20 protein-coding genes are annotated in these 19,587 nt (G+C 72.6%); 13 read left to right on the forward strand and 7 right to left on the reverse strand.

What is annotated here, in order from left to right; translation table 11 throughout:
* Positions 1-2: 2 nt before the first annotated feature.
* Positions 3-1,307 carry a 3-oxoacyl-ACP reductase gene (locus AB0A94_RS00440; RefSeq protein WP_361736595.1) on the reverse strand — a complete coding sequence of 435 codons (1,305 nt, stop codon included), beginning with the start codon at positions 1,305-1,307 and terminating at the stop codon, positions 3-5.
* Positions 1,308-1,398: 91 nt separating this feature from the next.
* Here AB0A94_RS00440 and AB0A94_RS00445 point away from each other — a divergent pair, with 91 nt between their 5' ends.
* The gene (locus AB0A94_RS00445; RefSeq protein ID WP_361736598.1) at positions 1,399-2,685 is read left to right on the forward strand and encodes an acetyl-CoA C-acetyltransferase; all 1,287 of its coding nucleotides are present in this window, start codon (positions 1,399-1,401) and stop codon (positions 2,683-2,685) included.
* 204 nt (positions 2,686-2,889) lie between these two features.
* The gene (locus AB0A94_RS00450; protein ID WP_361736601.1) at positions 2,890-4,809 is read left to right on the forward strand and encodes a long-chain fatty acid--CoA ligase; all 1,920 of its coding nucleotides are present in this window, start codon (positions 2,890-2,892) and stop codon (positions 4,807-4,809) included.
* Positions 4,810-4,816: 7 nt separating this feature from the next.
* On the opposite strand, the gene AB0A94_RS00455 is transcribed toward AB0A94_RS00450, so the two are convergent.
* The 3 genes from AB0A94_RS00455 to AB0A94_RS00465 all read right to left on the reverse strand — a co-directional run bounded on the left by AB0A94_RS00455 (position 4,817) and on the right by AB0A94_RS00465 (position 6,699).
* Positions 4,817-5,485, reverse strand: a complete 669-nt coding sequence (locus AB0A94_RS00455) for a methyltransferase domain-containing protein (RefSeq protein WP_361736603.1) — start codon at positions 5,483-5,485, stop codon at positions 4,817-4,819.
* Between the two features lie 201 nt (positions 5,486-5,686).
* A complete protein-coding gene (locus tag AB0A94_RS00460; protein WP_361736606.1) occupies positions 5,687-6,001 on the reverse strand; it encodes an AzlD domain-containing protein in 315 nt (104 codons plus the stop codon).
* Complete coding sequence (locus AB0A94_RS00465; RefSeq protein ID WP_361736609.1) at positions 5,998-6,699, reverse strand: AzlC family ABC transporter permease; 702 nt, start codon at positions 6,697-6,699, stop codon at positions 5,998-6,000. The genes AB0A94_RS00460 and AB0A94_RS00465 overlap by 4 nt, the downstream gene beginning before the upstream one ends.
* Before the next feature lie 68 nt (positions 6,700-6,767).
* On the opposite strand from AB0A94_RS00465, the gene AB0A94_RS00470 reads away from it, so the two are divergent.
* On the forward strand, positions 6,768-7,334 hold the full coding sequence (locus tag AB0A94_RS00470) for an XRE family transcriptional regulator (protein WP_361736612.1): 567 nt from the start codon (positions 6,768-6,770) through the stop codon (positions 7,332-7,334).
* Between the two features lie 122 nt (positions 7,335-7,456).
* On the opposite strand, the gene AB0A94_RS00475 is transcribed toward AB0A94_RS00470, so the two are convergent.
* A complete protein-coding gene (locus AB0A94_RS00475; protein WP_003992177.1) occupies positions 7,457-7,660 on the reverse strand; it encodes a cold-shock protein in 204 nt (67 codons plus the stop codon).
* A gap of 308 nt (positions 7,661-7,968) precedes the next feature.
* On the opposite strand from AB0A94_RS00475, the gene AB0A94_RS00480 reads away from it, so the two are divergent.
* From AB0A94_RS00480 to AB0A94_RS00500, 5 genes are all read left to right on the forward strand, one after another.
* Complete coding sequence (locus AB0A94_RS00480; RefSeq protein WP_361736615.1) at positions 7,969-8,817, forward strand: menaquinone biosynthesis protein; 849 nt, start codon at positions 7,969-7,971, stop codon at positions 8,815-8,817.
* A gap of 73 nt (positions 8,818-8,890) precedes the next feature.
* The gene (locus tag AB0A94_RS00485) at positions 8,891-10,774 is read left to right on the forward strand and encodes a protein kinase (protein WP_361736618.1); all 1,884 of its coding nucleotides are present in this window, start codon (positions 8,891-8,893) and stop codon (positions 10,772-10,774) included.
* 120 nt (positions 10,775-10,894) lie between these two features.
* Complete coding sequence (locus AB0A94_RS00490; protein ID WP_361736621.1) at positions 10,895-13,255, forward strand: PQQ-binding-like beta-propeller repeat protein; 2,361 nt, start codon at positions 10,895-10,897, stop codon at positions 13,253-13,255.
* An 84-nt stretch (positions 13,256-13,339) separates the two neighbouring features.
* Positions 13,340-13,879, forward strand: coding sequence for a Uma2 family endonuclease (locus tag AB0A94_RS00495; RefSeq protein WP_361736624.1), 540 nt, complete (start codon positions 13,340-13,342; stop codon positions 13,877-13,879).
* 419 nt (positions 13,880-14,298) lie between these two features.
* Entirely contained in the window at positions 14,299-14,526 is a 228-nt protein-coding gene (locus AB0A94_RS00500; protein ID WP_361736627.1) for a hypothetical protein, read from the forward strand.
* Between the two features lie 54 nt (positions 14,527-14,580).
* Here AB0A94_RS00500 and AB0A94_RS00505 read toward each other — a convergent pair whose 3' ends face one another.
* On the reverse strand, positions 14,581-14,790 hold the full coding sequence (locus AB0A94_RS00505; RefSeq protein ID WP_361736630.1) for a DUF397 domain-containing protein: 210 nt from the start codon (positions 14,788-14,790) through the stop codon (positions 14,581-14,583).
* Positions 14,791-14,798: 8 nt separating this feature from the next.
* A complete protein-coding gene (locus tag AB0A94_RS00510; RefSeq protein WP_361736632.1) occupies positions 14,799-15,650 on the reverse strand; it encodes a helix-turn-helix transcriptional regulator in 852 nt (283 codons plus the stop codon).
* 216 nt (positions 15,651-15,866) lie between these two features.
* Here AB0A94_RS00510 and AB0A94_RS00515 point away from each other — a divergent pair, with 216 nt between their 5' ends.
* From AB0A94_RS00515 to AB0A94_RS00535, 5 genes are all read left to right on the forward strand, one after another.
* Positions 15,867-16,292: an ATP-binding protein gene (locus AB0A94_RS00515; RefSeq protein ID WP_361736635.1), complete on the forward strand. Its 426-nt coding sequence runs from the start codon at positions 15,867-15,869 to the stop codon at positions 16,290-16,292.
* Between the two features lie 33 nt (positions 16,293-16,325).
* Entirely contained in the window at positions 16,326-16,628 is a 303-nt protein-coding gene (locus AB0A94_RS00520; protein ID WP_361736638.1) for a hypothetical protein, read from the forward strand.
* A 294-nt stretch (positions 16,629-16,922) separates the two neighbouring features.
* Positions 16,923-17,669, forward strand: coding sequence for an A24 family peptidase (locus AB0A94_RS00525; protein ID WP_361736641.1), 747 nt, complete (start codon positions 16,923-16,925; stop codon positions 17,667-17,669).
* A gap of 69 nt (positions 17,670-17,738) precedes the next feature.
* Positions 17,739-18,938 carry a cyclic dehypoxanthinyl futalosine synthase gene (mqnC, locus tag AB0A94_RS00530; RefSeq protein ID WP_361736644.1) on the forward strand — a complete coding sequence of 400 codons (1,200 nt, stop codon included), beginning with the start codon at positions 17,739-17,741 and terminating at the stop codon, positions 18,936-18,938.
* Positions 18,939-18,945: 7 nt separating this feature from the next.
* Complete coding sequence (locus tag AB0A94_RS00535; protein ID WP_361736647.1) at positions 18,946-19,545, forward strand: hypothetical protein; 600 nt, start codon at positions 18,946-18,948, stop codon at positions 19,543-19,545.
* The last annotated feature ends 42 nt before the right edge of the window (positions 19,546-19,587 follow it).

A 19,587-nucleotide genomic window follows, 5' to 3' on the forward strand; every position in this document is an offset into this window, starting at 1 on the left:
GCTCACGCCCCCAGCAGGCTCTGGCCGCAGACGCGTACGACCTGCCCGTTCACCGCGCCGGAGGCCGGGTGGGCGAGCCAGGCGGTGGTCTCGGCGACGTCGACGGGCAGGCCGCCCTGGGCGAGGGAGTTCATCCGGCGCCCCGCCTCGCGGATGAACAGCGGGACGGCGGCCGTCATCCTCGTCTCGATGAACCCGGGCGCGACCGCGTTCACGGTGACCCCGTGCTCGGCGAGCGCGTGCGGCGCGAGGGCGCGGACCAGGCCGGTGATCCCGGCCTTGCTCGCCCCGTAGTTGGTCTGGCCGGCGTTCCCGGCGATCCCCGCGATGGACGCCGTGGCGACGATCCGCCCGCCCCGCTTCAGCGTCCCGGCGGCCAGCAGCGCGTCGGTGGTGCGCAGCACGCTCGCCAGGTTCACCTCCAGCACCGGACTCCAGCGTTCGGCGGGCATGTTGACCAGCCGCCGGTCACGGGTGATGCCCGCGTTGTGGACGAGCACGTCGAGGCCGTCGGGGAGGGCCTCGGCGATGCGGGCGCCCGCGTCGGCGGCGGTGATGTCGAGGGGGAGCGCCCTCCCGCCGATCCGCTCGGCGACGCGCCGGGCGTCCGCCTCGGCCCGGGGGACGTCGAGGACGACCACCTCGGCGCCGTCCCGGGCCAGCGTCTCGGCGACGGCCTCGCCGATGCCGCGCGCGGCGCCGGTCACCAGGGCGGTGCGGCCGGAGAGGGGGCGGTCCACGTCGTGGGGGAGGGGGGTCCCGTACGCGCCGGTCCCGATCACCTGGCCGCTGACGTAGGCCGATCGGGGGGAGAGCAGGAAGCGGAGGGTGGACTCGGCGGCGGGGGCGTCGGTGAGGCGGACCAGGTTCACGGTGATGCCCCGCCCGATCTCCTTGCCGAGGGAGCGGGTGAAGCCCTCCAGCGCCTGCTGGGCGGCGGCCTGGTGGTGGTCGGCGGGGTCGAGCGGGGCGCCGAGCACCACGATCCGGCCGCTCGCGGCGATCGACCGCAGGACCGGGTGCAGGGCCGCGTGCACCGCGGCGAGCCCGTCGACGTCCCGTATCCCGCTCGCGTCCAGGACGACGGCGGCGGGCCGGCCGGTGTCGTCCGGGCCGGGTCCCGTGCGGGCGAGTACGGGGGCGAGGTCGAGGCCGGACTTCCCGGCCGTCAGGTGGAGCAGGCCGCCGTCCAGCTCCGGCCGCTCCGGTGACCAGCGCCGCAGCGGCGCCGGCTGGGGGAGCCCCAGACGGCGCGTGAGGAAACGGCCGGGCGCGGTGCCGGTGAAGCCGAGATAACGGTCGGCCATGGGGGATTCCTCCGTGACTGCTCCGAGGCGTGCTTACTCTGGAGTAAGGTTACCGGAGGTAAGACTATGTCACGGTGAGGAGCAGGTCGAGATGAGCACCCTCAAGCCCGCCGCCGTCCGGCGCGTCGCGGTCATCGGCGGCAGCCGCGTCCCCTTCGCCCGCTCCGACGGCCCCTACGCCACCGCCTCCAACCAGGAGATGCTCACCGCCGCGCTGGACGGACTCGTCGAGCGGTACGGGCTGCAAGGCCCGGGCGCGGTGGGGGAGTTCGTCGCCGGGGCGGTCCTCAAGCACAGCCGTGACTTCAACCTCGCCCGCGAGACCGTCCTCGGCTCGGCGCTCGACGCCCGCACCCCCGCGTACGACATCCAGCAGGCCTGCGGCACCGGACTCCAGGCCGTCATCGCCGCCGCCAACAAGATCGCCCTCGGCCAGACGGAGGCCGCGATCGCCGGCGGCGCCGACACCGCGAGCGACGCGCCCCTCGGCGTCAACGACGACCTGCGCAAGGTGCTGTTGGAGGCGCGGCGCGCCAAGTCGCCCGGGAGCCGCCTGAAGGCGCTGGCGAAGCTGCGCCCGGGCCACCTCGTCCCCGACATCCCGCGCAACGCCGAACCGCGCACGGGCCTGTCCATGGGCGAGCACGCCGCGGTCACCGCACGCGCCTGGGGCATCACCCGCGAGGCCCAGGACGAACTGGCGGCGGCCAGTCACCGGCGGCTGGCGGCGGCGTACGAACGCGGCCTGCTCACCGACCTGGTGGTGCCCTTCCGGGGCCTGGCCCGCGACCAGAACCTGCGCCCGGACTCGACGGTGGAGAAACTCGCCGCGCTGAAGCCGGTGTTCGGACTGGACGCCCCCGATCCCACCATGACGGCGGGCAACTCGACCCCGCTCACGGACGGCGCGGCGCTGGTGCTGCTGGCGAGCGAGGAGTGGGCGGCGGAGCGCGGCCTGGAACCGCTGGCGTATCTCACCGCGTACGAGACGGCCGCCGTGGACTTCGTGCGCGGAGACGTCGCCGACGGCGAGGACGGCCTGCTGATGGCACCCGCGTACGCGGTCCCGCGCATGCTCCGGCGTGCCGGTCTCGGCATGGCCGACTTCGACCTGGTCGAGGTCCACGAGGCGTTCGCCTCCCAGGTGCTGGCCACGCTGGCCGCCTGGGAGAAGCGCGGCCTGGCGCCCGTCGACCGCGCCCGGCTGAACGTGGCGGGCTCGTCGCTGGCGACCGGTCATCCCTTCGCCGCCACCGGTGCCCGCATCGTGGCGACCCTGGCGAAGCTCCTCGCCGAACGGGACGCTCCCGCACGCGGGCTGATCTCGATCTGCGCGGCGGGCGGACAGGGTGTGACGGCGATCCTGGAACGGACGTGAGTGACCCTCGGGTAACCCCCGACACTGCACACCCCCGGCTCGGGACCCTTCCCGGATCCGCACAGACCTTCCACGTCAGGGCCGTACGATCCCGGCACGACCGGTGGTAGTCCCGTCCCCGCCGACCACCGGTGAGCACCTCGGCGTGCGGGGCACGTACGTCGTGGCATCACGCAGTCCCCCTGCACGCCCCAGGAGCCGCCCGTGTCCATCGCACAGTCCTCCGCTCTCGACGACGACGTCCACGGAGCACCCGTCCTGGTCGAGCCGGAGACCCGGCGGCTGGACGGCGTCGTACGGGAGGCGTCCGTACCGCCGTTCGCCCGGCAGGTGCGGCACGGATCGCTCGCCGACCTGCCGTTCGAGAACGCGGGCGCGGCGCCGGAGGCGGTGGTGCTCGGCCGCAGGACGGCGGACGGGAGGTGGCGGGACGTCACGGCGGAACGCTTCGCCGCGGAGGTCCTGGCCGTCGCGAAGGGGCTGATCGCCGAGGGGCTGATGCCGGGCGACCGGATCGCCGTCATGGCCCGCACGATCTACGAGTGGACCGTCCTCGACTTCGCCGCGTGGGCGGCCGGACTGGTCACCGTCCCCGTCTACCCCACATCCTCCGCCTTCCAGGCCCGCTGGATCCTGCACGACTCCGGCGCGGTCGCCCTGGTCACGGAGACCGCGGGCCAGGCCGCCGCCCTCGGCCCCGAGCTCGTGCACCTCCCCGACCTGCGGCGGGTGTGGACCGTGGAGAAGGGCCACGTCGACGCGCTCGCGGAGGCCGGGGCGCGCGTGCCCGACCAGGAGGTGGAGGTGCGCCGCGGCGTCCTGGGCCCCGACACCCTCGCCACCCTCGTCTACACCTCCGGCACCACCGGCCGCCCCAAGGGCTGCGCCCTCACCCACGGCAACTTCTTCGCCGAGGTGGACAACGCCATCGAACTGCTCTACCCCGTCTTCAAGGCCCGGACCGGTGAAGAGGCCTCCGTCCTCCTCTTCCTGCCGATGTCCCACGTCTTCGGCCGGATGGTCGCCGTCGCCTGCGTACGCGCCCGGGTGCGCCTCGGCCACGCGCCGAGCCTGGCCGCCGAGGACCTGCTGCCGGATCTGGCGAGCTTCCGGCCCACCTGTCTGCTGGCCATCCCGTACATGCTGGAGAAGGTCTTCAACACGGCCCGGGCGAAGGCGGAGGCGGGCGGACGGCTGTCGGCCTTCGACCGCGCGGAGTCGGTGGCCCGCCGCTACGGCGAGGCGGTCGAGGCCCGCCAGACGGGGGCGGGCCCCGGCCCGTCCCGTGCGCTGAGGACCGCCCGCGCCTTCTACGACCCGCTGGTCTACCGCAAGATCCGCAACGCCATGGGCGGCAGGGTCCGGTACGCCATCTGCGGCGGCTCCCCGCTCGGCCGCCGCCTCGCCGCGTTCTACGCCGGCGCCGGCATCGAGATCTTCGAGGGCTACGGCCTGACGGAGACCACCGGCGCCTCGACGGTGACACCCCCGCTGAAGCCCCGGCTGGGCACGGTGGGCTGGCCGCTGCCGGGGACGCGGGTCCGCATAGCGGCGGACGGCGAGATCCTGGTCGGCGGCGAGCACGTGCTGCGCGGCTACTGGGACCCCCGGGCGGGCGGGATCGTCCCCGCCGCCCCCGACGGCTGGCTGCCCACCGGCGACCTCGGCGAACTGGACGACGAGGGCTACCTGACCATCACGGGCCGCAAGAAGGAGCTGATCATCACCGCCGGCGGCAAGAGCGTCGCCCCGGCCCCGCTGGAGAACTGGCTCCGCTCACACCCGCTGATCTCCCAGGTCATGGTGGTCGGCGACAACCGCCCCTACGTCTCCGCCCTCCTCACCCTCGACCCTGCCGGCCTCACCCACTGGCGCCGCATGAACGGCAAGCACCCGGTGCCGCCGGAACTCGTCCTCGACGACGAGGAGTTGTACGCGATCCTCCAGCGCGCGATCGACGAGGCCAACAAGATGCTCTCCCGCCCGGAGTCGATCCGCCGCTTCACCGTCCTCCCGGTGGACTTCACGGAGGAGGCGGGGCACCTGACCCCGTCGATGAAGCTGCGGCGCGAGGAGATCCTGCGGGACTTCGCGCAGGAGGTGGAGGGGCTGTACGGGGGATAGGCCCGGGTCACCCCGTCGCCGCGCGGGCGAGCAGGAACGCCTGGGGGGTCGACTCGCCCTGGTCCGTGTCGGCCGCGCGCACCGTGCGCTGGACGAGGGTGAAGCCGGCCGTCTCCAGGAGCGCGGTGACGCGCTCGGGCCGCATGCGCCGGAAGTCGAGGGTGACCGGGTGGCCCCAGGGCCGGTCGTGGCGGCGGAGCTCGTCGCCGCACTGGAACGCGAGCAGCAGATGGCCCCCGGGTGCCAGGACGCGGCGGAACTCGGCGTAGACGGCGGGCAGTTCGTCCTGCGGGGTGTGGATGGTGGAGTACCAGGAGACCACCCCGGCGAGGGCGCCGTCGGGGAGGTCCAGGTGCCGCATCGAGCCCTGCTCGAAGCGCAGGCCGGGATTCTCGCGGCGGGCGATCGCGAGCATGGACTCCGACAGGTCGAGGCCGAAGACGGAGAGGCCGAGGGAGGCGAGGTGCGCGGTCACCCGGCCGGGACCGCACCCCAGGTCGGCCACCTGGCCGCCCTCGCCGACCAGTTCGGCGAAACCGGCCATCAGCGCCCGGTCCAGGGGCATGGCGGCGAGGGAGTCACGGAACAGGGCGGCGTAGTCCTCGGCGATGGCGTCGTAGAAGGTGCGGGTGGCGACCACATGATCGGCTGCGTGGTCGGCGTCCGTGGCGGTCATGGGCGGTGACCCTACCCGCCTCCACCGACAGCTCCGGCGGGCATGGGATGAAACCGGCCTCGCGCCCCGCGTGACCGGGCGGGCGCGCGCCGGACGCACCGCCGTGTCCGTTCGGCTTGGGCGGCGGTCACGGGATCGCCGTGTCCGTTCGGTCCGGGTGGCGGTCACACGATCGCCGTGTCCGTTCGGTCCGGGGGACGGCTACCCGACCCCCATGCCCCGCAGTACCGCAGTCGTGGCCGCCGCCCCGAGGACGACCACCGCGAACGGCGCGCGTCGCCAGGCCAGTACGCCGCCCACCAGCACCCCGGCCGGACGCGCCCACCCCGCGAACCCTCCGCCCTCGGTGAGCGCCCCCGTCGCCAGCAGCGCCGCCAGCAGGACCACCGCGCCGGCGGACAGCAGCTCCCGCACCCGGGCCGGCAGTTCCACCCGCCCGTGCAGCGCCGGTCCGACCAGCCGGAAGGCGTACGTCCCGGCCGCCAGCACCAGGATCAGCGCGACCGTCGCACTCACACCGACCGCCCCCGCCCCCACCCGCGCCCGTACAGCACCAGCCCCGCCAGCGCCCCCAGCACCGGCACGCCCGCCGGCACCACCGGTGTGACCGCCAGGGCCAGCGCCGCACCGGGCAGCGCGGCCCGGCGGACGCCGGCGTCCTCGCGCAGGGCGGGAAGGACGAGGGCGGCCAGGACGGCCGGGAAGGCCGCGTCCAGTCCGTAGCGCGCCGTGTCCCCCAGCGCGCCGCCGGCCAGCGCGCCCGCCAGCACCCCGGTGTTCCACACGGCGAACATCCCGAGCCCCGAGACCCAGAACGCCGCCCGTCGCCGTACCGGATCCTGCTGGGCCAGGGTGAAGGCCACCGTCTCGTCGGTCACCAGGTGCGCCCCGACCAGGCGGGCGAGCCTTCCCGGGCCGATGTGCTCGGCGACGGCGAGACTGAAGGCGGCCGTACGGGTGTTGAGCAGCAGCCCCGTGGCCGCCGCCGCGACCGGACCGCCCCCGGCCAGCAGCACGCCCACCGCGCTGAACTGGGCGGAGCCCGCGTACACCACCAGCGACATCACCACCGGCACCCACACCGGCAGCCCGCCGGCGACGGCGATCGCCCCGAACGACACGCCGACGACGCCCCCGGCCAGACAGACCAGGGAGACGTCCCGGAGCAGAACGGGGTCGAGGAAGGCGGAAGATGTTCGCTGTACCGAACGCATGTTTCCTACCATGGACAGAAGAGATCGCGTTCGTCAAGGCGAACGATCGGACTGCTGGAGCGAACGACATGACCGAAGGACCCCCGCCCCGACTCCCCCTCGACTGGATCGCCGCCGCCCTGCGCCGCGAGCGCGTCCGGGTCGGCCTCTCCCTCTCCGAACTGGCCAAACGCGCCGGAATCGCCAAGTCCACGCTGTCCCAGCTGGAGGCGGCGAGCGGGAATCCGAGCATGGAGACCATCTGGGCGCTGGCGGTGGCGCTCGGGGTGCCGTTCAGCGCGCTGGTGGAGCCCCCGGTGCCGTCCGTGCGGGTGATCAGGGCGGGGCAGGGGCCGGCCGTGCGCTCCGAGCAGTCCAGTTACGTCGCCACCCTGCTGTCGGCGGGCCCGCCGGGCGCGCGGCGCGACATCTACGCCGTGGGACTGGAACCGGGGACCGTGCGCACCTCCGAACCGCACATTCCGGGAACCGTGGAGCACATCGTGGTCGGCGCGGGACGGGTGAAGGCGGGACCCGGCGGGGAGAGCGCGGAACTCGGCCCCGGGGACTACATGACGTACCGCGGGGATGTGCCGCACGCGTACGAGGCGCTGGAGGCCGGCACGAAATTCGTGCTGATCATGCAGCACGTATGAGAGGAATTCCCCGAACATTCACCGGGGCATTCCGGTGGGGTGAGGGGAAAAGGCAGGAGCCCCGTCGCCTGACGGCGCGGGGCTCCTTGGGTACTGCTAGTCGTTCCCGGATCGGGTGAGGATCAGACCGGGGTGACGTTCTCCGCCTGCGGGCCCTTCGGACCCTGCGTGACGTCGAAGGACACCTGCTGGTTCTCCTCGAGGGAGCGGAAGCCGCTCGCGTTGATCGCGGAGTAGTGGACGAAGACGTCGGGGCCGCCGCCTTCCTGGGCGATGAAACCAAAGCCCTTTTCGGCGTTGAACCACTTCACGGTTCCGGTAGCCATAAGCCCTCCTTGGGCCCAAAGGGTTGCCCTGCTCCAGAACCAGCAAGTGTGAAGACTATTCCGCACAAGTGCATCCGTCTGAGAACGACGAGAGCCCGCGGTCACATGCTCCGCAGGCTCTGTACTGCAAGGGAAACCAAACTGCAACTTGCGGAAGAGCCTAGCACGCAGACTCCCGAATGCAATAGGGATCAAGATCACGTCACCCGAATGTTTGAACACCCCGTCCGTCACGGGCGTCCGGTCGAACGCTTGGGCGGCCAGGGGGCGGGGGCCGATCCGCCGGGGACGAGGACTAGCCTCACGATGTGGACAATCCTCGCACCCGGCCGCGCGTCGGCCACATCCAGTTCCTGAACTGCCTGCCCCTGTACTGGGGGCTCGCGAGAACGGGCACGCTCCTCGACTTCGAGCTGACGAAGGACACCCCGGAAAAGCTCAGTGAGAAGCTGGTGCAGGGCGACCTCGACATCGGGCCCGTCACCCTCGTCGAGTTCCTCAAGCACGCGGACCGGCTCGTCGCCTTCCCGGACATCGCCGTCGGCTGCGACGGCGACGTGATGTCCTGCGTGATCGCCTCGCAGGTCCCGCTGGACCGGCTGGACGGGGCACGGGTCGCCCTCGGGTCGACCTCCCGCACCTCCGTACGCCTCGCCCAGCTCCTCCTCGCCGAGCGGTACGGCGTACGGCCCGACTACTACACCTGCCCGCCCGACCTGAGCCTGATGATGCAGGAGGCCGAGGCGGCCGTCCTCATCGGCGACGCGGCCCTGCGCGCGAACATGCTCGACGGGCCCCGCTACGGGCTCGACGTGCACGACCTGGGCGCACTGTGGAAGCAGTGGACGGGCCTGCCGTTCGTCTTCGCGGTGTGGGCGGTGCGCCGCGACTACCTGGAGCGCGAGCCGGTCATCACCCGCAAGGTGCACGAGGCCTTCCTCGCCTCCCGCAACCTCTCCCTGGAGGAGGTCGGCAAGGTCGCCGAGCAGGCGGCCCGCTGGGAGGCCTTCGACGAGGCGACCCTGGCGCAGTACTTCACCACCCTCGACTTCAGCTTCGGCGCCCCGCAGCTGGAGGCGGTCGCCGAGTTCGCCCGCCGGGTGGGGCCGACGACGGGCTTCCCGGCGGACGTGAAGATCGATCTGCTCCAGCCCTGAGGCCGTGGGCGGCCCGCCCACTACCCTGCTGGAAGGTTCCGGCGTACGGGCGTGACGGGGGAGGGGTGGCGCCATGTGGCCGCTAGAAGTGGACGAGCCCACGGTCGTGGGGCCCTACCGGCTGCTGGGCCGGCTCGGCTCCGGTGGCATGGGCCGGGTCTATCTGGGCCGCAGCGCCGGGGGCCGCACGGTCGCGGTGAAGATCGTGCACCCGCACTTCGCGCTGGACGAGGAGTTCCGCGCCCGCTTCCGGCGCGAGGTCGACGCCGCCCGCCGGGTCGGCGGCGCCTGGACGGCCCCCGTCCTGGACGCCGACCCCGACGCCCGGGTCCCCTGGGTCGCCACCGCCTACGCGGCCGGCCCCTCCCTCGCCGCGGCGGTCACCGGCACCGGCCCGCTGCCCGCGCCCACCGTACGGGCGCTGGGCGCGGGGCTCGCGGAGGCGCTGACGGCGGTGCACGCACTGGGCCTGGTGCACAGGGACGTGAAGCCGTCGAACGTGCTCCTCACCCTCGACGGCCCCCTCCTGATCGACTTCGGCATCGCCCGCGCCACGGACGGCACGGCGTCCCTGACGTCGACGGGCGTGTCGATCGGTTCCCCCGGCTACATGTCCCCCGAGCAGATCCTCGGCAAGGGCGTGACGGGCGCGGCGGACGTCTTCTCCCTCGGCGCCGTCCTGGCGTACGCGGCGACGGGCAGCCCCCCGTTCCCCGGCGACTCCTCGGCGGCGCTGCTCTACAAGGTCGTGCACGAGCCGCCCGAACTGGGCGGGCTCGACGGCGAGCTGCGCGAACTGACGGAGTCCTGCCTGGACAAGGATCCGTCCGCCCGCCCGGCCCCCGCCGAGCTGGCCCGACGGCTCGCTCCGGAGGGGGCGGCGAGCCTGATGACGGCCGGCTGGCTCCCGGGGGCCCTGGTGGAACAGGTGAGCCGGAGCGCGGTGCGGGTGCTGAACCTGGAGGCGGCGGGGGAGGGACCGTCGGGGCCGGTGGGGTTCAGCAGGCCGTCGGTGGGGGAGGCGTCGACGGCCGGGGGCTTCGGTGGTCCGTCGGCGGGCTCCTCGACGCCCGGTGCGTTCGGCCCTCCGCCGGCCGGTGATGCCCCGGCGGCCGGGGCGGCGTCCGGGGGCTTCGGTGGTCCGTCGGCGGGTGGCTCCTCGGTGACCGGGGCGGGGCCCAGTGCGTTCGGCCCTCCGCCGACCGGTGACGCCCCGTCGGTCGGTGACGTCCCGACGGCCGGTGCCGCGTCCGGGGCCTTCGGCCCGCCGCCCGTGATGCCGGGGACGCGGGAGCCGGGCGCGGCGGCCGTCCCCGGGCCACGCGACGCCCCGTCCCGCGCACCCGTGACCCCGCACCCGCCGACCCAGCCGGGGGAGCGGACCGGCCCCGGGAAGCTCTCCGTCTCGTTCGCGGCCACCTCCTCCCCCGACCGCGGCGGCCGGGGCAGGCGCGTCAGCTGCACGGTCGCCCTCGCGGTGGCGGGCGCGCTGGCCGCGGTGACCGTCGGCTCCGTGTTCGTACTCGACCTGCTGCCGGGCGACTCCCGGGGCGGCGGCCCCTCGGATTCCGGCAGTGGGTCCCGGCCCGCGGCACCGCCCACCACGGTCCCCGCCTCCTACCTCGGCACCTGGGAGGGCCAGGCCAACTCCCGCGAGAGCATCGCCATCCCGCTCGGCACGTTCCGGGTGACGCTCAAGCAGGCGAAGGTCGGCGAACAGGTGGGCACCCTCCGGCACACGGACATCCTCGGCGGCGTCTGCGACGACGTCCTCACCCTGAAGCAGGTCACGAAGGACCGGCTCGTCACGACGTCCGTCGGCGCCGGGTCCAACCGTGACGTCTGCAGCCAGGCCGAGCACACGGTCCGCCTCACCCCGGTCGGCGACGACCTGGTGTACGAGTCGGACAGCAAGGACTCGGGATCACCGAAGGCCCGGCTTTCGAAGATCAAGTGAGTGCCTTCCGGCTGCTCCCGGTCGCTGTCCGTCCCCCGGCGCTCACTAATGTGTTCGCGTCGGCGAACGACACCAGCCGCATCACATGCCGCACGGGCATCACGACGGGGGAAGGCCACCATGGAGACTCTGCAGCCGGACGACCCGCGCGAACTGGGTGGTTACCGCCTGCTGCGACGACTCGGCGCCGGCGGCATGGGACGCGTGTACCTGGCGCGTTCGCCCGGTGGCCGTACCGTCGCCGTGAAGGTGGTCCGTCAGGACCTCGCGGCGGACGCCGACTTCCGGGCCCGTTTCCGGCACGAGGTGCGGATAGCCAAGGCGGTGTCCGGCCGTCACACCGCGCCGGTCGTGGACGCCGACCCGGAGGCGGCGCTGCCGTGGCTCGCGACGACGTACGTGCTCGGCCCCGACCTCACGGACGTGGTCGACGCGCACGGCGCGCTGCCGGAGCGCACCGTCCACGCCCTGGCCGTGGGCCTCGCCGCGGCGCTGCAGGAGGTGCACGCGGCGGGCCTGATCCACCGCGACCTCAAGCCGTCCAACGTGCTGCTGGCCGCCGACGGCCCCCGCGTCATCGACTTCGGCATCGCCCGGGCGGTCGACGGAAGCCGCATGACGCAGACGGGAGTCGTGGTCGGATCGCCCGGCTACATGTCCCCGGAGCAGGCACAGGGCATGGACGTCGGCCCGGCGGGCGACGTCTTCTCCCTGGGCGCGGTGCTCGCGTTCGCGGCGACCGGGCGGGGGGCCTTCGGAGACGGGGCCTCCTCGCACGCCGCGCTGCTGTACCAGATCGTGCACGGCGAGCCCGACCTCACCGGCGTACCGCAGTCCCTGCTGGGCCTGGTCCGCGCGTGCCTGATGAAGGACCCCGCCCACCGCCCCGCACCGGCGCGGATCGTGTCGTCCCTCGCTCCGCGGGGCGTCGAGCCCGTCCTGACCGACTGGCTGCCGTCGGCGGTGGCGTCGACGATCGCGACGCACGCGGCGGGGATCCTCGACCTGGACGCCCCGGACCCGGCTCCGGCCGTGGCGTCCTTCGGCCCGGCGCCGACCATGACGGCGGGACCCGGTGCGGGCGACCCGGCCCAGGCGTACGGCGGTCACCCCGGCGGCGCGCCGACCCCGGGGTACGGCGGTGCGCCGACGCCGGGGTACGGAAGCGCGCCGACGCCGGGTCACGGCTCCGCCGCCCACGGAGGAGCTCCGGGCACACCCCTGCCCGGCACGGTGCGGCTCGGCGGGCCGGGCGCCGGCGCCGTCCGGTCCCGTCGCTGGGTGCTCGGCCTGGCGCTGGGCGCCGCCGCGGGTGTCGCCGTGGTGGGCGGCGGAGCCGCCTGGTGGCTCGCACAGAACGGGGACGGCTCCCCTGCCACGCCGGGCGGGGCGGGCCGGGGCGGCGCGGCCGACCCGGCCGGGGAGCGGTTCACCACGCCGCCGCCCGGGGTGGCGCCCCAGCCCCTGTGGCACACGTCGGCGGCGGAGGACAGCACCACCTCCCTCGTACCGCTGCTCACGCACGACGGCCTGCTGCTGATCAGCGGCGATCCGCTCGTGGCGTACGACGTGAGGACGGGGAAGGCCCGTTGGTCGAAGAAGGAGGCGTGCCGCCCGGGAGAGCCCCTCCTCTTCCACGACGGCAAGGTGTTCCTGGCCGACGGCGGTTACGACGGCGTGCTCGTCGCCCTCGACGTGAGGACCGGCGAGGAGGTCTGGCGCAGCCGGCTGGGCACGTCGGTCGCGGTCGACTCCGCCATCGCCGTCGACGACACGAACGTCTACGTCACGGCGAAGGACTTCGGCGAGTCCAGGAGCGCCACGGACCACCGGACGGCCGTGGCCGCCATCAACCACACCACCGGCAGGAAGACATGGCTGCAGCGACGGGACTGGGGCACCGACGACTACGACGTCCAGGGCAGCGTCTCCGGCAAGCACCTGGTGTACGCCGACTCCCACCGCAATCTCACGGTGCGGGACACCGCCACGGGTGCGCAGCTGTGGACCAGGAAGATCGGTGAGGACTGGACCTGGCGGCCCACGGTCGCGAACGGCCTCGTCCTCCTGCCGGGCGACGAGCTGACGGCCGTCGACGCCGACACGGGCGACACCCGCTGGACCCTCTCCCCCAACGGCCGCCGGGGCTTCCGCAACCCGTCGGTGATCGACGGCGTGCTGTACGTCAGCGACCACGACGACGGCGTCTGGGCGGTGAACGTCAGGACCGGGAAGCGGACCTGGCTCTGCGAGGAGCTGGAGGTCGACGGCCCGGAGACGTTCCTGCGGGTCGGGTCCTCCCTCTACGGGGCGGGCGGCGCCCTGTCCGGCGGCCTCGTCGCGCTGGAGACCGGGACCGGCAAGCTCCGCTGGGTCTACGACGACAACAAGGACAACGGCGAACCGTGGCAGGTGGCCGTCTCCGGCAACCGGCTGCTGGCCACCCACGGACCCGAGATCTACGCGCTGCCGGCCGTCTGACACCCGGGCGGGCCGGTCCGAAGCCGCACCCGCCCTGCCTCGGCCAGCCATAATGCCGGTAGGAGGTGAGCTGCCGTGTCAGTGATGAGCGAGCTGATCGAGCGGGGTGCCGTCCCCGAGGGGTACAAGGTCGAGGTGTTCGACGGCAGGGTGATCATGACGCCACAGAGTCCGGAGCAGGACTGGACCGTCTCCGACGTCAAGGACGCGGTCAAGGCCTCCGGGATCGCACGGGAACGTGTTTTCGGTGACGTACTCATCACGTTCCCCGGGGAGAACGACGCCGCGCCGGACCTGACGATCGTCGACTTCGATGCCGAGCGCCGGAAGAACAGCTATTCGTGCCTTGACGTGCTGGCGGTGGTCGAGGTCCCGTCGGAACCGGAGGACGAGAAGGACTACGTTCGGAACGTTCGGAAGTACGGTCGCTTCGGGATCGACTTCTACATGATCGCCGACCCTTTCAAGAGGACGGTCACCTTGATGTCGGAGCCGTGCGCCTCGGGATACGGGCGGACCGCCGAGATCCCGTACGGCGAGCCGGTCAGCTTCACGCTGGCCACCGGGGAGCGGGTCGAGATCGATACGGGGACCTTCCCGACGCGTGATGCGGGTGACGCGTGACGTCGGAGGCGGCGGAGGAGAACGGGGCGGTCTGACGCTCCCGGAAGTGTCACAGTCGCCCCGACCCGAAAAATCCCTCGGACCTGCACACCGTTCACCGGACGGACGTACGGAAAGGGAGGGAAACCGGGAGGAAGCCGTGGCGCGGTGTGAGGAGCCGTTCGGAAAAGTGCCTGCCGGTGGCCGGAGGCTTCGGGAACCGGTGGGTGATGTGAAGGAGTCGGCCTGTTTCATGACCGGATTACCACACTGGTGAATTCGGTGACGCTGAGGCAGCTTCCGTCGACTGCGCGCCACTGGTCGGCTGTTGGCGTGAGTGCTTTGATCGGTGCGCACGGCTCGTCGGAGTGAGTCCCGGTTCCGGGCTTCCGGCGAATTCCCCGCCGCTGCGTTCCTTGCTACGAATGGAAAGGCCAGCCATGAACTTCGTCCCCCAGGTCGAAACGGCCGAAATCTCCGACGCGGACCTCGACAACGTGTCCGGCGGTCAGTCCGTCTCCGCCGGCATCGACGCCGGTGTGGCCGTCGTCGCGGACCACGGTTCCGTCGGTGTAGGCGTCTACGCCGAGGCGGGCCCCCTCAGCGTCTCCGCCGGTCTCGGCGGCTCGGTGGCCCACGAGGGCGCCGTGCGCACCACGATGCTCTGAGCGTCGCTTCCGGCGTGCGCCGGGCCCCGGTCTGTTCGCAGGCCGGGGCCCGGCTCATTTGCCTCCGATCCCGTCCCCACCGCCCGACTTGAGGGCGTCGACGAAGGCGTCGAAAGCGGGGGCCGGGAAGGAGAGGGGGCCGCGGGTGGGGCGCTTGGAGTCGCGTATGGCGACTCGGGTGCGCAGCGATGCGACCTCCACGCAGGTATTGCCGTCGCCGCCGCCGGAGAACGAGGACTTCCGCCAGCGCAGGGGCTCGGTCATGGCTCGTCTCACAGTTCCTTCGTCAAGTGGTGGATGAAATCAAGCGAAGCCGCAGGGGCCAGCGACGCCTTCTCCACTTTACGGAACAGTGTTCGAAGTTGATTCAACTGAGGTTCGACGTCGATGAAGGCGGTTCCGGTGGGGAAGTCGCGCAATACGGTGTCAAGTTGGGGTACGGGGCCGCATGCGTGCATCATCGAGGCGTCGGCACCGGCGAAGCCGTCCTGGTTGACGGGGATGACGCGCACGACCGCGTGACCGCCCTCGATCTGCTCCAGAACCCGGCGGAGTTGGGCCTGGGTCACCTGGCGGTCGGCCACGCGGACCCGGAGGGCGAACTCGTGGATGATCGTCTCGTATGGTGTCGGGTCGTCTCCCTCGATCACGGCGCGCCGCCGCATCCGGTGTTCTACTCGAGGCGCCAGTTCGCTCTCGGGTAGGCCCGGCATCATGTAGGTGTACACCGCACGGGCGTAGTCAGCGGTCTGAAGCAACCCGGGAACGTGCGTGATCACGATTTCGCGCAGGGCCGTGGCGTGGTGCTCGACCTCGGCGGTGTCCAGGAACACCGAGGGCAGTACTCCTCGGTACTCTTCCCACCAGCCACGCGTGCGATCGGTGGCCATCGCGACGAGTGCGTCGATGAACTCCTCGTCCGTGCAGGCGTAGTGCGCCGCGAGGTGGCGTACGCGCTTGGCGCTCACACCTGCGACGCCGGACTCGATCTGGCTTATCTGTACGGAGTCGGCGCCGAGCAGCTCCGCAGCCTCTCTCGACTTCATACCCATCGCCTCGCGCAGTTTGCGCAGCTCGGCACCCAATCGCACCCTACGGGCCGTGAGGTGTCTCTTCGGCGGCAACCCATGCCTCCTGGTCTCAAGTGCCTGGCCCAAGTACCTCGTTCGAGGGTCAGAGTACGGCAGACGCTTGCAGCTTCCTAAAGTTAGGAAATACCGTCAGTGATGTTCCGCGCACGGTGCGGAACTGCCCGGTGCCGGAAGTGCACTGCTTCGCCATGCCGTGGCGGAGCGGCGGTGCCACCGGCTGACATCCCCTTCTCCGAGCGGAGTCCACCCATGCCCGAAAGCGAGCCCATCGACTCGGTGACCCCATGGGAGTACACCTTGTCCATCCCCAACGACCCGCGAGCCGTGACCATCTGCCGCCGCACCCTCCGGCTGATCCTCACGATGCACGGCCTGATCGGCCTCGTCGACACCGCCGAACTGCTGGCGACGGAGCTGGTCGCCAACTCCGTACGGCACACGAAGGGGCCGGCGGCGCTGCGCGTGCGCTGGGCGGACGGCGTGCTGCGCGTCGGCGCGTGGGACACGGACCCGGAACCGCCCGAGCCGCCGGGGCGCTGGGAGCAGCTCACCGAGGCGGAGGAGGGGCGCGGACTGGCCCTGGTGCGGGCCTGCGCCGACCTCTGGGGCTGGCAGCCCCACGCGAGGGACGGCAGCCGGGGCAAGTACGTGTGGTGTGACCTTGCCGCGGTCTGACGCGTTGATCACTCCGACCAGGAAGGAGAGCCGATGGTCAGCTCGTCGACTGAGCACCACGACTGTCATGACGAGGACAGGTGCCCGCCGATGATCCTCTTCGGGCACCCTGTCTTCCTGCGGGCCTACCTGGAGATGACGGCCGAGGCTGACTGGTCGCCTGAATCGCTCGCCGAGCTCGTCCTGGCTCTCGCGGACGCCGGGCCCCTTGAGGTCACGGACGACATCCGTGTGAGGGTGAACGCCTGCTCCGACCCGGAGCAGCTCAGGACCTGGGCAGACCGGGCCATGCAAGTGACTGATCCGGCTGCTCTGTTCGCCGACCGGGCGGGCTGATGCGCCGCTGAGGGACCGACCTCAGTGGTGGGTTGGCTGGATGTCCTGGGTGGTCTCGAAGGTGCCGTCAGGGAGATCGCCGTTCGCTGACTGCCGCGAGCGAAGAGAACGGCTCCGGCCTTTCGACCGGGGCCGTTCGAGTCAATAAGATCCCTGTAGGTCCAGTAGTCCCTCCTGTCGCCGACCCAGGACACCCGCCATGCCGCGACGCCGCAGTCCCAGCCCGTCCCGCTCGACGGCTCCGAGGAGCGGGGCGCCGCTGTCGGCGCGGCGTGACGTGGTCGTGGCGGCGGGATGAGCGACCACCTGAGCGCCTACCTGGACCTCTGGCTGATCGTCGCCGCCGCGCTGTGGGGCGCGGCGGCCGGCGCGGTGCTGCCGCGGGCGGCCTACCGGCTCTCCGTCCCGCCGGGGGAGGAGTGGCGGGCGGCGTGTCCGGCGGGGCATCCGGTCGGCGGCTGGCTCGGGCGGGCCCGGTGCGGGCCGTGCGCGGGACCGCCGTACGGACCCGGCGCCGCTCCCGCCACCGTCACCGCCCTCGTCTGCGCCGCCCTCGCCGCCGCCACCGGGACCCGGCCCGAGCTGGGCGTCTGGCTGCTGCTCGCGCCCGTCGGCGTGCTGCTGGCGGTGGTCGACTTCCGGGTGCAGCGGCTGCCCGACCCGCTGACGCTCCCCTTCGCCGGGGCCGCCCTGGTCCTGCTCGGCCTCGCCGCCCTCACCCCCGAGCACGCGGGGGAGTGGACCACCGCCCTGCTGGGCGCGCTCGCGCTGGGCGCCGGCTACTTCGTGCTGTTCCTCGTCAACCCGGGCGGCATGGGCTTCGGCGACGTGAAGCTCGCGCTCGGCGCGGGCGCCGTCCTCGGCTGGTACGGCTGGCCGACCGTGATGCTCGGCACCCTCGCCGGGTTCGTGTTCGGGGCGCTGTACGGGGGCGCACTCGTCGTCGCCCGGAGGGCGGGACGCAAGACGGCGATCCCGTTCGGTCCCTTCCTGATCAGCGGGGCCTTCACCGGGCTGCTGATCGGCGCCTACGCGGCCTGACGCCGGTCGCCCGGAAGTGCTGGCGTACGCTGGATCGGTCCGTCCACAACCCCTCCGAAAGGGACGCCGGTGACCGAGAAGGCCGACCTTCAGACCGTCCTCGACCGTGCCGCCGCCGGTGGGCGGATCACCCCCGAAGAGGCCCTCGACCTCTACCGCGACGCCCCGCTGCACGCGCTGGGCGCCGCCGCCGACGCCGTGCGCAGGCGCCGGTACGCCGGTACGGAGCACATCGCGACGTACATCATCGAGCGGAACATCAACTACACGAACGTGTGCGTCACGGCGTGCAGGTTCTGCGCCTTCTACGCGGCCCCCAAGGACACCGCCAAGGGCTGGACCCGCGACCTCGACGACATCCTGCGGCGCTGCGCCGAGACCGTCGAGCTCGGCGGCACGCAGATCATGTTCCAGGGCGGGCACCACCCGGACTACGGCGTCGAGTACTACGAGAAGCACTTCGCCGCCATCAAGAAGGAGTTCCCGCAGCTCGTCATCCACAGCCTGGGGGCGAGCGAGGTCGAGCACATGGCGCGGATCAGCAAGGTGAGCGTCGACGAGGCGATCACCCGCATCCACGCGGCCGGGCTCGACTCCTTCGCCGGCGCGGGCGCCGAACTGCTCCCCGCCCGCCCCCGCAAGGCCATCGCGCCGCTGAAGGAGTCCGGCGAGCGGTGGCTGGAGATCATGGAGATCGCGCACAACCTCGGTGTCGAGTCCACGTCCACCATGCTCATGGGGACCGGCGAGACCAACGCCGAGCGGATCGAGCACCTGCGGATGATCCGTGACGTGCAGGACCGCACGGGCGGCTTCCGCGCGTTCATCCCGTACACCTACCAGCCCGAGAACAACCACCTGAAGGGCCGCACCCAGGCCACCCTCTTCGAGTACCTGCGGATGATCGCCATCGCCCGGATCTTCCTGGACAACGTGGCGCACATCCAGGGCTCCTGGCTGACCACCGGCAAGGAGGTCGGCCAGCTCTCCCTGCACTACGGCGCGGACGACCTCGGCTCGATCATGCTGGAGGAGAACGTGGTCTCCTCGGCCGGCGCCAGGCACCGCTCCAACCGGCTGGAGATCATCGACCTGATCCGCAAGGCGGGACGGGTCCCGGCGCAGCGGTCGACGACGTACGAGCACCTCGTCGTGCACGACGACCCGGCGAACGACCCCGCCGACGACCGCGTGGTCTCCCACATCTCCTCCACCGCCATCGAGGGCGGCACGGCCCACCCGGAGCTGAAGCTCCTGGCCTCCAACTGACGTCCCCGTGCTGACCCTTCACACCGCCGACGCCTCGCCCGAGACCGCCGTCGTGGTCGACGGCGCGCACATCGCCGCCGTCGGCCCGTACGAACAGCTGGCCGCCGGTCATCCGGACGCCCGGCTGCGGCGGTGGCCCGGCATCCTGACGCCCGGCCTGCTCAACCCCTACGGTCCGGAACTGCTGGAGCAGGCGTACCACCCCGACCCGCGCGAGGCGGACCGGCTCGGTACCGAGCCGGTGTTCGGGGAGCGCGCGCGGGCACTCCTGGCCGCCGGACCGTCCGCGCGGGGCGCCAGCGCACGCCGCGGAGTGCAGCGCATGCTGGCGCACGGAACGGTCGCGGTCGCCGGTGAGCTGCGCGGCCGCGAGGCCCTGGACGCGGTGCGCAGGGCCGGGCTCGCCCTGGCGGGGCGTCCGGCCGCACTGCCCGGGCCCGCGGCGCTCTCCCCGGTTCCTCTCGTGCTGCTGCCGGGCCTCGCCGCCGGGAAACCCGCGCGGTTCGCGGTGTTCGACGTGCCCGACCGGGACGCCCTCGTGCGGGACGGCGCGTCCACGTGCGTGGCCACCGTCGTGGGCGGCCGCCTGGTGTACCGGCGGCGCTGACCCGTGGCGGCGCCGGCTCCGTGGCGGCACCGGTTCCGTGGC

The organism is Streptomyces sp. NPDC044984, from assembly GCF_040646935.1.
In the GTDB taxonomy this organism is placed as follows: Bacteria; Actinomycetota; Actinomycetes; order Streptomycetales; family Streptomycetaceae; genus Streptomyces.

What these genes read in the sequence shown, in the direction of transcription:
- AB0A94_RS00440 (WP_361736595.1), bottom strand. Translation starts at nt 1,307, where the DNA reads ATGGCCGACCGTTATCTCGGCTTCACCGGCACCGCGCCCGGCCGTTTC.
- AB0A94_RS00445 (WP_361736598.1), top strand. Translation starts at nt 1,399, where the DNA reads ATGAGCACCCTCAAGCCCGCCGCCGTCCGGCGCGTCGCGGTCATCGGC.
- AB0A94_RS00455 (WP_361736603.1), bottom strand. Translation starts at nt 5,485, where the DNA reads ATGACCGCCACGGACGCCGACCACGCAGCCGATCATGTGGTCGCCACC.
- AB0A94_RS00465 (WP_361736609.1), bottom strand. Translation starts at nt 6,699, where the DNA reads ATGCGTTCGGTACAGCGAACATCTTCCGCCTTCCTCGACCCCGTTCTG.
- AB0A94_RS00470 (WP_361736612.1), top strand. Translation starts at nt 6,768, where the DNA reads ATGACCGAAGGACCCCCGCCCCGACTCCCCCTCGACTGGATCGCCGCC.
- AB0A94_RS00475 (WP_003992177.1), bottom strand. Translation starts at nt 7,660, where the DNA reads ATGGCTACCGGAACCGTGAAGTGGTTCAACGCCGAAAAGGGCTTTGGT.
- AB0A94_RS00485 (WP_361736618.1), top strand. Translation starts at nt 8,891, where the DNA reads ATGTGGCCGCTAGAAGTGGACGAGCCCACGGTCGTGGGGCCCTACCGG.
- AB0A94_RS00490 (WP_361736621.1), top strand. Translation starts at nt 10,895, where the DNA reads ATGGAGACTCTGCAGCCGGACGACCCGCGCGAACTGGGTGGTTACCGC.
- AB0A94_RS00495 (WP_361736624.1), top strand. Translation starts at nt 13,340, where the DNA reads ATGAGCGAGCTGATCGAGCGGGGTGCCGTCCCCGAGGGGTACAAGGTC.
- AB0A94_RS00500 (WP_361736627.1), top strand. Translation starts at nt 14,299, where the DNA reads ATGAACTTCGTCCCCCAGGTCGAAACGGCCGAAATCTCCGACGCGGAC.
- AB0A94_RS00505 (WP_361736630.1), bottom strand. Translation starts at nt 14,790, where the DNA reads ATGACCGAGCCCCTGCGCTGGCGGAAGTCCTCGTTCTCCGGCGGCGGC.
- AB0A94_RS00515 (WP_361736635.1), top strand. Translation starts at nt 15,867, where the DNA reads ATGCCCGAAAGCGAGCCCATCGACTCGGTGACCCCATGGGAGTACACC.
- AB0A94_RS00520 (WP_361736638.1), top strand. Translation starts at nt 16,326, where the DNA reads ATGGTCAGCTCGTCGACTGAGCACCACGACTGTCATGACGAGGACAGG.
- AB0A94_RS00525 (WP_361736641.1), top strand. Translation starts at nt 16,923, where the DNA reads ATGAGCGACCACCTGAGCGCCTACCTGGACCTCTGGCTGATCGTCGCC.